The sequence below is a fragment of the Paraburkholderia sp. BR13439 genome (assembly GCF_040948805.1).
Taxonomy (GTDB): domain Bacteria; phylum Pseudomonadota; class Gammaproteobacteria; order Burkholderiales; family Burkholderiaceae; genus Paraburkholderia; species Paraburkholderia youngii.
Map to the genome: position 1 here is coordinate 321,435 of NZ_JBFPKN010000005.1, position 13,230 is coordinate 334,664.

Consider the following 13,230-nt stretch of genomic DNA (forward strand, 5'->3'; position numbering starts at 1 on the left):
GATGCTGAGCGCTTTTGCCAGATAAACCGAATTCCGATGAAAAGCGACAAAGGCACGATCTCCGTCAGTCTCGTCGAGGAAACGCTCGCGCTCGCAACGGCGCGCGGGCTCGATGCGCGAGCGTTCGCCGAGACGGCCGGCATCGCCGCGCCGATGCTCGCGTCGCCGAAAAGCCGCGTGTCATCGGCGCAATACGGCGCGCTGTGGGCCGGCATCGCGCGCGCGCTCGACGACGAGTTCTTCGGCCAGGACTCGCATCCGATGAAAAGCGGCAGCTTCATCGCGATGACGCAGATGGCGCTCGGCGCGCGCAACGGTGCGCAAGCGCTCGCGCGCGCGGTCGGCTTCATGCGCCTGGTGCTCGACGATCTCGGCGCGACGATCGACACCGAGGCGGAGCGCGTGCGCCTGACGTTCGTCGAACGCGCGGGCGCGCGCAAGCCGGCGATGTTCGCTTACGCGACGTATTTCATCCTCGTGTACGGACTCGTCTGCTGGCTTGTCGGCCGACGCATTCCGTTGCTCGAAGCGCGCTTTCGCTGCGCCGCGCCGCCGGCCGCGCACGAATACCGGCTGATGTTCTGCGAAGACATGCATTTCGACGAGCCCGAGTCGTACGTCGATCTCGACCCCGCGTTTCTGGAGCTGCCGGTGATCCAGACTTCGCGCTCGGCGCGCCCGTTTCTGCGCGATGCGCCGGGCAGCTTCATCGTCAAGTACCGCAATCCCGGTTCGCTCGCCGCGCGCGTGCGCAAGACCCTGCGCGCACTGCCGATGTCCGGCTGGCCCGCGGCCGATCAGATGGCCGCGCGCCTGCACGTCGCCGAGGCGACGATGCGGCGGCATCTGAAGCAGGAGGGCCACACGTATCAGTCGATCAAGGACGCGCTGCGGCGCGACATCGCGATTGCCGAACTGCAGCGCACACAGCGCACGATCGCCGATATCGCGAACGCCGTCGGCTTCGCCGAGCCGAGCGCGTTTCATCGCGCGTTCCGCAAATGGACCGGCATGCGCCCGACCGACTATCGGCCGGCCCGGGCCACGGGGCCCGATCTCACGCGTCGCGCCGAATCGGACTAAGCTTTAAGCGGCAACCGGCCAGCCTTGATCGAGGTATGGGCCCGCGCCGCCGGTTCGCACCGGCTGGCGCGACGGCCGTCAGCGATGAACACGACTCCGCGTCTCCCGCTCCGGCAGTCCGGTCCGCGCACGCCGCTTATCCACGGCGGCATCGCGGGCCGTTTGATGCGCGGCATCGCCGTGCTCGGCGTGCTGTGCGCGCTCGGCTTCGCGACGTGCGGAGCGCTCGCGCCGCTGCAAGCGGCCAATGCGGCGACACCGGCCAACGTCGGCGCCGTGACCTCGAACAGCGTCGAGGTGATTCCGGTGAACGGCGCGATCGGGCCGGCCACCGCCGATTTCATCGTGCGGGGTTTACAGCGCGCGGAGAGCCAGCACGCGCAGCTCGCGGTGCTGCAACTGGATACGCCCGGCGGACTCGACACGTCGATGCGGCAGATCATCAAGGCGATCCTCGCCTCCCCGGTGCCGGTCGCGACCTTCATCGCGCCGAGCGGCGCGCGCGCTGCCAGCGCCGGCACCTACATCGTCTACGCGAGCCATATCGCGGCGATGGCGCCGGGCACCAACCTCGGCGCCGCGACGCCGATCCAGATGGGCATCGGCGGCAACGAGCCACCCGGTGGCGGCGGCCCGCCGGGAATGCCGGGCACACCTGGAACACCGGGCACACCGGGCACACCGGGCACTCCAGGCACGCCAGGACTGCCGGACATGCGCACGCTGCCCGGCGGCGCGTCCGGGCCAGCGTCCGGGCCAACGTCCGCGCCTGCGTCACCCGGCGCATCATCCGAAGCCGCCAGCGCGCTGCCGCTCGACACCCAATCGACCGAACTGCGCAAGCAGGTCCACGATGCCGCCGCCTACATCCGCGGCCTCGCGCAGATGCGCGGGCGCAACGCCGACTGGGCCGAGCGCGCGGTCCGCGAAGCGGTCAGCCTGTCCGATGAAGAAGCGCTCGCGCAGCACGTCGTCGATATCGTTGCGCGCGACGTGCCCGACCTGCTGCGCCAGCTGAACGGCCGCACGGTCATCACGAGCGCCGGCAGCGTCACGCTGCAGACCGCGCATGCGCCGCTGATCACGCTCGAACCCGACTGGCGCAGCCGCTTCCTCGCCGTGATCACCGATCCGAGCGTCGCGCTGATTCTGCTGATGCTCGGCATGTACGGCCTGTTCTTCGAATTCGCCAATCCGGGCTTCGTGCTGCCCGGCGTGGTCGGCGCGATCAGCCTGCTGCTCGGCCTGTTCGCGATGCAGATGCTGCCCGTCAGCTATGTCGGCCTCGGCCTGATCTTTCTCGGCATCGCCTTTCTGATCGGCGAAGCGTTCCTGCCGACCTTCGGCTCGCTCGGTTTCGGCGGCGTGGTCGCGTTCGTGGTCGGCGCAATGATGCTGATGGATACCGATGTGCCTGGCTACGGCATCCCGCTGCCGCTGATCGCCGCGGTCGTCGTGTTCAGCGTCGCGTTCGTGCTCGGCGTGTCGCGGCTCGCGCTGCGCGCGCGGCGCCGGCCGGTCGTGACGGGCTCGGAGGCGCTGATCGGCTGCGTCGGCGTGGTGCTGGACGGCGGCTTGCTGCCCGAACCCGAACACTCGGCCAGCGGCCCGCTCGGCGGCTGGGCGCGCGTGCACGGCGAGCGCTGGCGCGTGTCGAGCACGACGCCGGCCGCGCCGGGGCAGAGCGTGCGCGTCACGGCGCGCAACGGCCTCACGCTGACCGTGGTGCCCGTCAAACCGGCCGCCCCAATACAAGGACAAGGAGAACCCTCATGATCGGCTTCACATTCGGCTTCGGCAGCATCCTGATCCTGCTGGTGGCCGTGCTGATCGCATCGTCGGTGCGGATTTTTCGCGAATACGAGCGCGGCGTCGTGTTCATGCTCGGCCGCTTCTGGAAGGTCAAGGGGCCCGGGCTGGTGCTGATCATTCCGATCGTGCAGCAGGCGGTGCGGATGGATTTGCGCACCGTCGTGTTCGACGTGCCGACGCAGGACGTAATCACCCGCGACAACGTGTCGGTGAAGGTGAATGCGGTCGTGTATTTCCGCGTCGTCGATCCGGAGAAGGCGGTGATCCAGGTCGCGCGCTACTTCGAGGCGACCAGCCAGCTGGCGCAAACGACGCTGCGCGCGGTGCTCGGCAAGCACGACCTCGACCAGCTGCTGTCCGAGCGCGAGCAGCTGAACACCGACATCCAGAAGGTGCTCGACGCGCAAACCGATGCGTGGGGCATCAAGGTGTCGATCGTCGAGATCAAGCACGTCGATATCAACGAAACGATGATCCGCGCGATCGCGCGTCAGGCTGAGGCCGAGCGCGAACGGCGCGCCAAGGTGATTCACGCGGAAGGCGAGTTGCAGGCGTCGAGGCAGCTGCTCGAAGCAGCGCAGACGCTGGCGCGCCAGCCGCAGGCGATGCAGCTGCGCTATCTGCAGACACTGACGACGATCGCCGCCGACAAGAACTCGACGATCGTGTTTCCGCTGCCGGTCGACCTGGTGAGCGCGGTGATGGAACGGTTCAACAAGCCTTCGACGTGATAGGACGAGATTTTGTCAGGACGCCCATTTGGCACCGACTAGCGCCGAAATTTTGAAGTTTTAGCCAAACCCGCCCGCTTCCGCGTTGCTTGCGCTCCGTGGGGAACTCGGCTCGCGGCGGGTTCGATCCGCCGGCAGAAATGGTGCGCTGCTTTTTTCCGCCTCACCCGGCGCGCACCGAAAAACGACCAGGCCCGGCTGTTTTTCCGCTCCGCAGGAGCCCGCCATGAATCTGTTCTCCCGCATTGGACTCGGCGCGCTGGTGGCCGCCGTGAGTATCAGCACCGTCTACGCACAAGCGGTGATGCAGCCCAACGACCCGTCGGCGCCGAAAACGCGCGCCCAGGTCCGCGCCGAACTCATCGAATGGCTTGCCGCCGGCTACGATCCGAACGACTGGGTCAACTATCCGGAGAACGCGCAGGAAGCCGGCCGGATCGTCGCGCAACGCCGCGCAGAGCGGCAAGGCCTCGAACCGACGACAGTGCAGTAAAAGCAGTCGCTGCCGCACCCGCAGCCTGAATGCCGCCCGTCGCGGGCGGCAGGGAAACCCTTTGCGTCGCGGCAAGGTATCATCCCGTCCCTCCAACCCCCAACGCAGCAAACCAGCCGCACCTAGCCGGAATCCGCACCATGCCAATCTGGGTCGATGCCGACGCCTGCCCGGCCGTCGTCAAGGACATGCTTTATCGCGCGGCGCGCCGCACCGGCATGCCGCTGACGCTGGTCGCCAACGCGTTCCTGCGCGTGCCGCCGTCGCCGCTGATCCGCGCGATCCAGGTGCCGGCCGGCTTCGACGCCGCCGATCAGCTGATCGTCGAGCGCGTCGTCGCGGGCGACCTCGTGATCACCGGCGACATCCCGCTCGCCGCCGCCGTGCTGGCAAAAAATGCCCACGCGCTCGATCCGCGCGGCAACTGGTTCACGCCCGGCACGATCGAAGAACGGCTGCGCATGCGCTCGATGCTCGACCAGTTGCGCGCGAGCGGCGTCGACACGGGCGGTCCGTCCGCCTTCAGCGCGCGGGATGGCAAGACGTTTGCTGGCGAACTCGATCGCTGGCTCGCGCGTCATGCGCCGCGCGGTGATGTGCCGGCGCCACAGTCGCCCGGCAAACCGCCCGCCTGACGGGCCCGAGAGGGCTGCCGGCGCAGCCGCAAGCGACGAGGCGCCGCCGTTGGTGTTTACAATTCCGCCGTAACATCGCCGCGCGCACCGTTTTGCCGGGCTGCGCGGCGACTGCCTCAATCACAAAAACACTTTCCGAACGACGAAAGAGAAAACCCGCCACATGGACTCGATCAAACGCTACTTCGGCTTCGACGCCGTCGACACCAACCTGCGCACCGAAGTGCTAGCCGGCGTGACCACCTTCCTGACGATGGCCTACATCATCTTCGTGAACCCGGCGATTCTCGGCGACGCCGGCATGCCGAAGAGCGCGGTGTTCGTCGCGACCTGCATCGTGTCCGCGCTCGCGTCGCTGATCATGGGTCTGTACGCGAACTACCCGATCGCGCTCGCGCCCGGCATGGGCCTGAACGCGTACTTCGCGTACACGGTCGTCAAGGGCCTGGGCTACACGTGGGAGGCCGCGCTCGGCGCGGTGTTCATCTCCGGCTGCCTGTTCCTGATCGTTACGCTGTTCCGCGTGCGCGAGGTGATCGTCAAGGGCATCCCGCATTCGATCCGGATCGCGATCACCGGCGGTATCGGCCTCTTTCTCGCGATCATTTCGCTGAAGTCGGCCGGCGTCGTGGTCGGCAATCCGGCCACGCTCGTCACGCTCGGCAATCTGCACGACGCGCACGTCGTGCTCGCGGCGATCGGCTTCTTCGGCATCGTCACGCTCGATCATCTGCGCGTGCGCGGGGCGATCCTGATCGGTATCGTCGGCGTGACGATCCTGAGCTTTTTCTTTGGCGGCAACCAGTTTCACGGCGTCTTGTCGATGCCGCCGTCGATCGCGCCGACGCTGTTCCAGCTCGATATCCGCACCGCGCTGTCGAGCGGCATTCTGAACGTGGTACTGGTGTTCTTCCTCGTCGAGCTGTTCGATGCGACCGGCACGCTGATGGGCGTCGCGAACCGCGCGGGGCTGCTGGTCGAAGGCAAGATGCATCGGCTGAATCGCGCGCTGCTCGCCGACAGCACCGCGATTCTCGCCGGCTCGATGCTCGGCACGTCGTCGACGACCGCGTATATCGAAAGCGCGTCCGGCGTGCAGGCCGGCGGCCGTACCGGCGCGACCGCGATCACGGTCGCCTTGTTGTTCGTCGCGGCGCTGTTTTTCGCGCCGCTCGCCGAAGTGGTGCCGCCGTATGCGACCGCGCCCGCGCTGCTGTACGTGTCGTGCCTGATGCTGCGCGAACTGGTCGATCTGCCGTGGGACGACGCGACCGAAGTCGTGCCGGCCGCGCTGACCGCGCTGCTGATGCCGTTCACCTACTCGATCGCGAACGGCGTCGCGTTCGGCTTCATCTCGTACGCGGCGCTCAAGCTGCTGACGGGCCAGGCGCGCCAGGTGAAGCTGGTCGTGTGGATCATCGCGGCGATTTTCCTGTTCCGGTATTTCTATCTCGGCAGCGAGTGAGGACTTCGCGCGGGTCGGTTGCGTGGTCGAAAGCGTCGTCGGGTTCGGCGAACGTTTATCATCCGATGTTTCGAACGACGATCGATCGGGTCGCGATAGATCGGGTCGCCCCCAGGAGCCGCCATGTCCTCATATGACCGCACGACGGACCGCTACACGAGGCCCGCGATTTTCTTCCACTGGATGATTTTTCTGCTGGTCGCGCTGGCCTATCTGGCCATCGAAATCCGCGGACCGCGCGGCTCCGACGGCCGCGAGTTCTGGACCGGCGTGCATTTTTGGGCGGGCACGCTGGTGCTCGTGCTGGCCGTGCTGCGGCTGCTTTGGAGACTGTGGGCCGGCGCGCCCGAGGAACTCGAAAACAACCGGCTGCTTGCTTTTGTCGCGCGCTCCGCGCACCTCGCGCTCTATGTGTTCATCTTCGCGCAGCCGCTGCTCGGTATCCTGATGGTCAACGCGGGCGGGCGGCCGGTGTCGCTCGCGTGGACGGACATCAGCTTCACGCTGGTGCGTGCGGATTCGATCGCGCGGCCGCTGTTGAAGGACGCACACGAGTGGCTTGGCAACGTGTTCTATTGGGTGATCGGACTGCATGCGCTCGCGGCCATCGCGCACCATGTGGTGTTCAAGGATCGGGCGCTGCGGCGGATCATTTGAAAGCGATGGAGTTGGCTGCGTGCAGTCAGTTACGCCAGTTCGCCTCATAAAAACGCACGTAGCCGCTTCTGAGCACGAGACACTGCGCGCGAGTTTCCGATAACAGCCGGCGCGTGGCGGCCTCGATGCGCGGCCGGTGCGTGTCGAACGCAACGATCATGTCCTCCTGCCGGGGGGACGCGGCGCCGAAGTGATCCTCGAGCGCTTCCGCGGTGATCATGCACTCCACCCTCTGCCCATCGACCATTGCCGGAAACGCCAAGGTAAGTTCGCGACCTGAATATTCAGGGGCTTCGTTCGGAAATTGGATCTGCATGGGAGTCACCTGGAAGAGTGCGCGTACGATGCGCTCGGGTAATGCACGCGCTGATTGCTCGCTATCGCGCCAGCCGCTCGTTCCTCCTTGTCCCATGCAGTCGACGCGGGCCGTCATCTCAACGCGGCATAGTCAGTTCGCGCCACGCGGAGGTGAATTGATTCACTTTAGACGAGTTCGGGCCAGGTGCAAGATTTCCCCGATTTTTTCTTGACAACACGACTGATTTGCCTATGTTGCAGCGCAATATCAAGCGGCGTCCGATCCCGTGTAAAGTGTCGCGCACAAAGTAACCAAACTGACGATGTCCGCCCCCACCCGCCCGCCTGTAGTTCGCGTCGAACCGCTCGGCCAGAGCTTCGAAGCGCCCGATTCGCTGACGATTCTCGAAGCCGCTGCTTTCGCGAATCTGCGTTTGCCGCGTTCGTGCCGCAACGGCACGTGCCGCACCTGCTTGTGCCGGATGACGTCCGGGCGTGTGCGCTATTCGATTGAATGGCCCGGTGTGAGCCGTGAGGAAAAGGCGGACGGTTATATCCTGCCGTGCGTGGCGATCGCGGAAACCGACGTGGTGATCGAAGTGCCGGATGCGGTCGTGATACCGGTGGGGTGAATGATGGCGCGAGCGTGAGCGCGACGCGCCCACCCTCCCCGACGCTTCAGACGCCGCGTGTTACCGCCCATTGCCCATCGCGCGGGCGATTTTCTTGTCCGTGTTGTACTGGCTCAGCGCATACACCGACCAGATGGCCGCCGGCACCCAGCCGATCACCGTGATTTGCAGAATCAGGCAGATGATGCCCGCAAACGGACGGCCGATCGTGAAAAACTGCAACCACGGCAGAATGATGGCAAGCAAAAGACGCATTCGGTTTTCCTGTTCCTGTCGTTAAGGCAGCATGCGTTAGTCCGAGCGGGACGCATCTGTTTCGTTGTTGAACTCATCGAGCGGCGCGAAGCGCGGGACCTTGACGCCGTCCTGCTCGACCAGCTCGAAAAACACCGTCGCTGGACGGGTCCAGATCGTACCATTGGCCGCCTTGTAGACGATCATCGTGACCGTCGGATCCGATTCGAGCGTGGCCTCGCAGACCAGTTCGTAAAGGCCGCCTTTGTAGTGTCGGTAGCGCATCGCGTATGTCCTTATTTTGGGCGTCATCGAAGCATTTTCAAGCACCGCCCGCCTGAACTCAGCCGCCCTCTTTCATCTGCTTCAGGATCTTGTAGACGGTCGCGCGACCCATCGTCAGCACCGCGGCCACGTAGTTCGCCGAGCTGCGGCCACGAAACGCGCCCTGCGCGTGCAGCGCTTCGACGATTTCACGCTTGTGCTCGCGCGTCAGCGCATTGATGCCGATCTGCCGGTCGCGCAACCACGTGTGCAGATACGTGTTGATGCGGTCCTGCCAGTCGTCGCGGAACAGATCGTCGCCTGGCGCGTCCGTCATCGTGCCGCCCTTGATGAACAAATCGAGCGTCGAGCGCACGTCTTCGAACACCGCGATGTTGAAGTTCACGCACAGGATGCCGGCGGGCTTGCCATCGTCGTCGAGCAGGATGTTGCTCACGCAGCGCATGCGGCGCCCGTCCCAGTTCAGTTTCTCGTAGGGACCGATGGTCTGGCCGCGCGCCGCGAAGTGCGCGTCGTCGAGCACCGACGGCGCGCCCACCTCGAGCCGCGACAGATTGTTCGCCAGATACGCGATGGTCTGATCGCGCAGATCGTGAATCACCACTTCGGCGCACGGATAGAGCAGCGCGGCGATGCCGTCGGCAATCGGCGCGTAGCGCTTTAACAGCAGGTCTTTGACAGGAGACACGTTCGGGTTGCGCAAGGAAAAAACGCGAGGTTCGAAGGAGGCGGCGCGCGATCGCGAATGCCGACGATGCCAGATGCCAGCAGCAGGCTTCGGCGCGCACGCTCGGTCCGCCATTCAGGAAGCCGCCATTGTAGCGGCCTCGCGCTGGCGCCGCGAATCGCCGCCGGACGGCAATTTTGTCCACCTCGCGAGCGCATTTTTTTCGTGCGATAAACGCTGAACCACCGACATCCAACCGAACGGAGCCGACCGATGGCCACACTCGAAGCGCTTCGCGCCGTGCTCGACGACACGCGTACGCCTGAGATCATTCGCAATCACGTCATCGATTCGCTGCAGTACGCACTGCGCAACTATGGTCAGGTCTTCACGGCGAAGGAAGTCGAATGGCTGGCCGGCTGGAACGATGCGCGCTTGCCGCTGGCGGCCGCGCGCGAATTGCAGAAGCGCGTCGCCGAGACGTCGCGCTGACGACCGCAAAGCCCCGCCAGGCGGGCGTTCCGGCCGTGCACTGAAGTTTGCACTATCCAATCAGCCCTATTTCAGGCATCATATTGCAATAGTTGCACCTCGCACCCATATAGCACTGGCAGCACCAGGCAGTCTCAACCCGGCATCTCCGCACCACCCCCGACAGTTCGACCGCCCCTTGTCGGCGATCCCGTCACTCCGGCAATGCGCCGTCCGCATTCGCCGCCGCGAGAAGTACACCGAGCGGTCGTTCAGCATCATGCGTCCGGCGCACGAATTGGCGCGCCGCTTCAGCGTTTTCGGTCGAATCCGCGTTTTCGCGCGACCGCTCGAGCCATTGTCATTGAGCCCGCCGGGTCTAGCAGGCCTGTGCCAACCATTTTCATCGCGGCGCGCCCATCGGGTGCTGCGCCGCCGGTCCGCGTCGCGACGCCTCGAGGAGACGTTGGCGGAAGCAGCGCCCGGCACGCGGCGCGCGGACCACGCAATACAGGACACGTTTTCATGAATTCAGCAGTCAAGACCTACAAGGGTTACGAAATTCACCCGCTCGTTTATCCGCGCCGCCCGCCGGGCGCGCAAGCGACGCGCAATCCTGGCGCCGGTTACGACGCATCGGTGCGCATCTGCCGCGTCGGCGCCAATCCGGCGGCCGAGGGCCGGGTGTTCCGTCTGCAGTATCTGTTTCCGTTCGACGGCATGGGCAAGGCGCGCATCGCGTGCATGGCGCATGCGGAACGGCTGATCGACGGCCAGGTGAGCGGTCAGTCGGTCACCGATCTTTGAGCGGCGTCATCGGCGCGTCACTCATGTCGCGCAGCGTGCGTTTGGGCGCCGCTGCTTTTCCAACGAATCCACAGTCGCGCCGCTCGCAATGCCTGCGGCCGATTTCCCCTTTATCCCATCGACCAGGAGTGATGCATGGCGAAAGAAGAACTGATTGAACTTGACGGTATCGTCGACGAAGTGCTTCCGGACAGCCGCTACCGCGTGACGCTCGACAACGGCGTCGTGGTCGGCGCTTATGCGTCCGGACGCATGCGCAAGAACCATATCCGTATTCTCGCGGGCGATCGCGTGACGCTCGAAATGTCGGTCTACGACCTGACCAAAGGGCGGATCAATTTCCGCCACAAGGACGAACGCCCGAGCGGTGGCGGTGCGCCACGACCGGCGTCGCAGGGTGCGCGGCGTAGATAAGCAGTGGTGACGGCGCCGCCCTGCGTACCTGCGATGCCATTGCAGGTGACGCGGGCAGCCCGCCCGAACCTCGAGAGTCAGCGCGAGGCCCTACAGACTCGCGCCCGACCTTGCGGCTCCGCGTTCTGCTCGAACGAACGCGCGGCGTCTTGACTGGAATCTGACGGCGCGCCGCTTGGGCGACTACGCACGTCGCAGCGCGTCTCGCTAAACTCCGAACACCGCCCCCAGATCCTCCCCATCCGCGCTTTTGCGCACCTGCTCGACCACCCGCTCCTCCAGCTCCGACAGATGCTCGCGCATCGCCGTCAACGCGGCTTGCAGGTCGCCGGCATCGAGTGCGTCGATGATCCGCGCATGCTCATCGGCGGAACAACTCGAACCCTTCGACGGATCGAACAGCGCCTTGTACAGCTCGGTCTTCGCGACCAGTTGCCCGACCAGTCCAAGCAACTCGGTGCCGCCCGCCAGCTCCGTCAGCAGCACGTGAAACTGGCCGGCGAGGCGCACGGATTCATCGATGGCGCCCGCGCGCAGCGCCTTCTCCTCGCTGCGCACATGCGCGCGCAAGCGCCGTTTATGCGCGGCGCTCAGCGCACCGCAAAGCGATGCGACGATGCCCGCCTCGACGATCTGCCGCGCCCGATACACCTGGCGAATGTCCTCCTCCGACGGCGACGGCACGAACGCGCCGCGATTCGCCTCGAGCACGAGCTTGCCCTCGAAGCCCAGCCGCGCGAGCACCTTGCGCAGCGCGCCGCGCGTGCAGCCGAACGCGGCCGCGAGATCGCGCTCGACCAGTTGCGCACCGGGCCGCAAACGCCCCTGCAGCAGGGCCGAGGTAATCGACGCATAAATGCGCTCTTCGACGCTCGGCGAGGCGTCGCCGCTCGCGGATGAAGCGGATGAAGCGGATTCGGCGGAGGAAGTACGCGGGGAACGCGCAGCCATGATTTCAGTGACCGTGGACGGTGGAAAACAAGAACGGAACAACGCCGCAGCATTCTAGCGATGCCCCGCGCACGACGCCAATCTGCCTGGCTACGCCGCCGCTTATACCGGACATTCGCGCAAATGGTTAACCATATTCGGTTACTATGGTTGACCAAAACGGAGACTGCAACGTTTTCCGCAGTCCGGCTCTCAGGCTCGCGATGAATTTGCCCACCAGCGCTACTTCCCGCAGTACCTCCGCAAACCGCGCCCGCGCCGCGCTCACATGGCACGACCTCGCGTGGCTCGGCGCGATCGTCGTGATCGGCATCAATCTGCGCCCACTGCTGACCTCGATCAGCCCGTTGATGACGACGATTCGCGACGCGACCGGCCTGAGCTTCTACGGCGCGTCATTGCTGACCAGCCTGCCTGTCGTCGCGATGGGCGTCGGCGCATTCGGCGCGGCGGCATTGACGCGCGGCGTCGGCGAAACGCGCGGAGTCGCGCTCGGCCTGGTCGCGATCGCGCTTGCATGCGCGGCGCGCTGGCTGGCGTCGAGCGGCTTCACGCTGCTCTCTACGGCGCTGCTCGCGGGCGCCGGCGTCGCCGCGATTCAGGCGCTGCTGCCCGCCGTCATCAAGCAGCGTTTCCACGCCCGCGTGCCACTCGCGATGGGCGTGTTCTCCGCGTCGATCATGGGCGGCGGCGGCCTCGGCGCGAGTCTGAGTCCGTGGGTCAGCCGCGCGATGCATTCCTGGCATGCGGGGCTCGCGGTGTGGGCGCTGCCGGCCTGCGGCGCGCTCACGGGCTGGTGGCTGTTGACGCGGCGGCATGCCGTGGTCCACATCGCCGTGCGCACCTCTGCCGCGCCCGCGCCGGCGTTCTCGCCGTGGACCACACAGCGCGCGTGGACGCTCGGCCTGTACTTCGGCATCGTCAACGGCGGTTATACGAGTCTGGTCGCGTGGCTGCCGGCGTTCTATCAGCAGCGCGGCATGAGCGTCTCAGCGAGCGGCTCGCTGCTCGCCGCGATGACGGTCTTCCAGGCCATGTCGGCGTTGCTGCTGCCGCTAGCCGCCGCGTCGTTCCGCGATCGCCGACCATGGTTGCTGCTCGGGCTATCGGCGCAACTGGCTGGCGTTCTGGGCCTGATCGCACTCCCCGACGCCGCGCCGCTGCTATGGGTCGGCATCGCGGGCGCGGGGCTCGGCGGCGTGTTTTCGCTGACGCTCGTGACCACGATGGATCATTCGAGCGATCATCGCGTGGCCGGCCAGCTGGTCGCGTTTACGCAGGGCGTCGGCTTTATCGTCGCGGCCGTCACGCCGCTCGTCGCCGGCATCGTGCGCGGCTGGAGCGGCGGGTTCGCCGCCGCGTGGATCATGCTCGGCGGCTGCATCGCCGCGATGATGCCGGTGACCTTGCTGTTTTCTCCACGCAGTTATTCGCGCTGGCTTTGAGCTTTGAGCCTTCGACCGTTTCGTACGCGATGCGCCGCTTCGGTGCATCGGGTGTCCGCTGTCCCGCATGCCCCGTGCCGGTGCAGCGCGACCGACGTGGCCACACACCCCGTTCGCGGATGATTCGCAGCCATCGCCCGCAAGAAAATCC

Annotated in this window: 17 protein-coding genes; 12 read left to right on the top strand and 5 right to left on the bottom strand. The window is 65.9% G+C overall.

The genetic code is table 11. The features are described 5' to 3' along the window. Positions 1-36 precede the first annotated feature (36 nt). From AB3X96_RS12995 to AB3X96_RS13025, 7 genes are all read left to right on the top strand, one after another. Positions 37-1,083 (top strand): AraC family transcriptional regulator, encoded by a 1,047-nt coding sequence (locus AB3X96_RS12995; RefSeq protein ID WP_368590052.1) that lies wholly within the window; start codon positions 37-39, stop codon positions 1,081-1,083. Between the two features lie 84 nt (positions 1,084-1,167). Then, positions 1,168-2,859 carry a nodulation protein NfeD gene (locus AB3X96_RS13000; protein ID WP_368590053.1) on the top strand — a complete coding sequence of 564 codons (1,692 nt, stop codon included), beginning with the start codon at positions 1,168-1,170 and terminating at the stop codon, positions 2,857-2,859. Further along, positions 2,856-3,626, top strand: a complete 771-nt coding sequence (locus AB3X96_RS13005) for a slipin family protein (protein WP_176123913.1) — start codon at positions 2,856-2,858, stop codon at positions 3,624-3,626. Before AB3X96_RS13000 ends, AB3X96_RS13005 begins: the two co-directional genes overlap by 4 nt. Before the next feature lie 226 nt (positions 3,627-3,852). Next, positions 3,853-4,119 (top strand): DUF4148 domain-containing protein, encoded by a 267-nt coding sequence (locus AB3X96_RS13010; protein ID WP_176106201.1) that lies wholly within the window; start codon positions 3,853-3,855, stop codon positions 4,117-4,119. Between the two features lie 140 nt (positions 4,120-4,259). Next, positions 4,260-4,754 carry a YaiI/YqxD family protein gene (locus AB3X96_RS13015; protein WP_176106202.1) on the top strand — a complete coding sequence of 165 codons (495 nt, stop codon included), beginning with the start codon at positions 4,260-4,262 and terminating at the stop codon, positions 4,752-4,754. Between the two features lie 163 nt (positions 4,755-4,917). Then, a complete protein-coding gene (locus tag AB3X96_RS13020; RefSeq protein WP_176106203.1) occupies positions 4,918-6,219 on the top strand; it encodes an NCS2 family permease in 1,302 nt (433 codons plus the stop codon). Positions 6,220-6,342: 123 nt separating this feature from the next. After that, entirely contained in the window at positions 6,343-6,876 is a 534-nt protein-coding gene (locus AB3X96_RS13025) for a cytochrome b (RefSeq protein ID WP_368590054.1), read from the top strand. Between the two features lie 25 nt (positions 6,877-6,901). Here AB3X96_RS13025 and AB3X96_RS13030 read toward each other — a convergent pair whose 3' ends face one another. After that, positions 6,902-7,192, bottom strand: a complete 291-nt coding sequence (locus AB3X96_RS13030) for a DUF1488 domain-containing protein (protein WP_013092011.1) — start codon at positions 7,190-7,192, stop codon at positions 6,902-6,904. 304 nt (positions 7,193-7,496) lie between these two features. Between AB3X96_RS13030 and AB3X96_RS13035 the strand changes: the two genes are divergently transcribed. Then, a complete protein-coding gene (locus AB3X96_RS13035) occupies positions 7,497-7,805 on the top strand; it encodes a 2Fe-2S iron-sulfur cluster-binding protein (protein WP_176106205.1) in 309 nt (102 codons plus the stop codon). A 60-nt stretch (positions 7,806-7,865) separates the two neighbouring features. On the opposite strand, the gene AB3X96_RS13040 is transcribed toward AB3X96_RS13035, so the two are convergent. From AB3X96_RS13040 to AB3X96_RS13050, 3 genes are read right to left on the bottom strand one after another with little or no spacing between them, the layout of a single operon-like run. Continuing rightward, positions 7,866-8,060: a YqaE/Pmp3 family membrane protein gene (locus tag AB3X96_RS13040; protein WP_013092013.1), complete on the bottom strand. Its 195-nt coding sequence runs from the start codon at positions 8,058-8,060 to the stop codon at positions 7,866-7,868. A 36-nt stretch (positions 8,061-8,096) separates the two neighbouring features. Continuing rightward, entirely contained in the window at positions 8,097-8,324 is a 228-nt protein-coding gene (locus AB3X96_RS13045; protein ID WP_368590055.1) for a DUF1653 domain-containing protein, read from the bottom strand. 58 nt (positions 8,325-8,382) lie between these two features. Next, positions 8,383-9,027, bottom strand: coding sequence for a transcriptional regulator (locus AB3X96_RS13050; RefSeq protein ID WP_026228479.1), 645 nt, complete (start codon positions 9,025-9,027; stop codon positions 8,383-8,385). 237 nt (positions 9,028-9,264) lie between these two features. Between AB3X96_RS13050 and AB3X96_RS13055 the strand changes: the two genes are divergently transcribed. From AB3X96_RS13055 to infA, 3 genes are all read left to right on the top strand, one after another. Next, a complete protein-coding gene (locus AB3X96_RS13055; protein WP_368590056.1) occupies positions 9,265-9,483 on the top strand; it encodes a hypothetical protein in 219 nt (72 codons plus the stop codon). A gap of 504 nt (positions 9,484-9,987) precedes the next feature. Continuing rightward, positions 9,988-10,269 (top strand): hypothetical protein, encoded by a 282-nt coding sequence (locus AB3X96_RS13060; protein WP_368590057.1) that lies wholly within the window; start codon positions 9,988-9,990, stop codon positions 10,267-10,269. Between the two features lie 135 nt (positions 10,270-10,404). Then, entirely contained in the window at positions 10,405-10,683 is a 279-nt protein-coding gene (gene infA, locus AB3X96_RS13065; protein ID WP_008924062.1) for a translation initiation factor IF-1, read from the top strand. 207 nt (positions 10,684-10,890) lie between these two features. On the opposite strand, the gene AB3X96_RS13070 is transcribed toward infA, so the two are convergent. Beyond that, positions 10,891-11,634, bottom strand: coding sequence for a GntR family transcriptional regulator (locus AB3X96_RS13070; RefSeq protein ID WP_368590058.1), 744 nt, complete (start codon positions 11,632-11,634; stop codon positions 10,891-10,893). Positions 11,635-11,837: 203 nt separating this feature from the next. Between AB3X96_RS13070 and AB3X96_RS13075 the strand changes: the two genes are divergently transcribed. Further along, a complete protein-coding gene (locus AB3X96_RS13075) occupies positions 11,838-13,079 on the top strand; it encodes a cyanate transporter (protein ID WP_368590059.1) in 1,242 nt (413 codons plus the stop codon). The last annotated feature ends 151 nt before the right edge of the window (positions 13,080-13,230 follow it).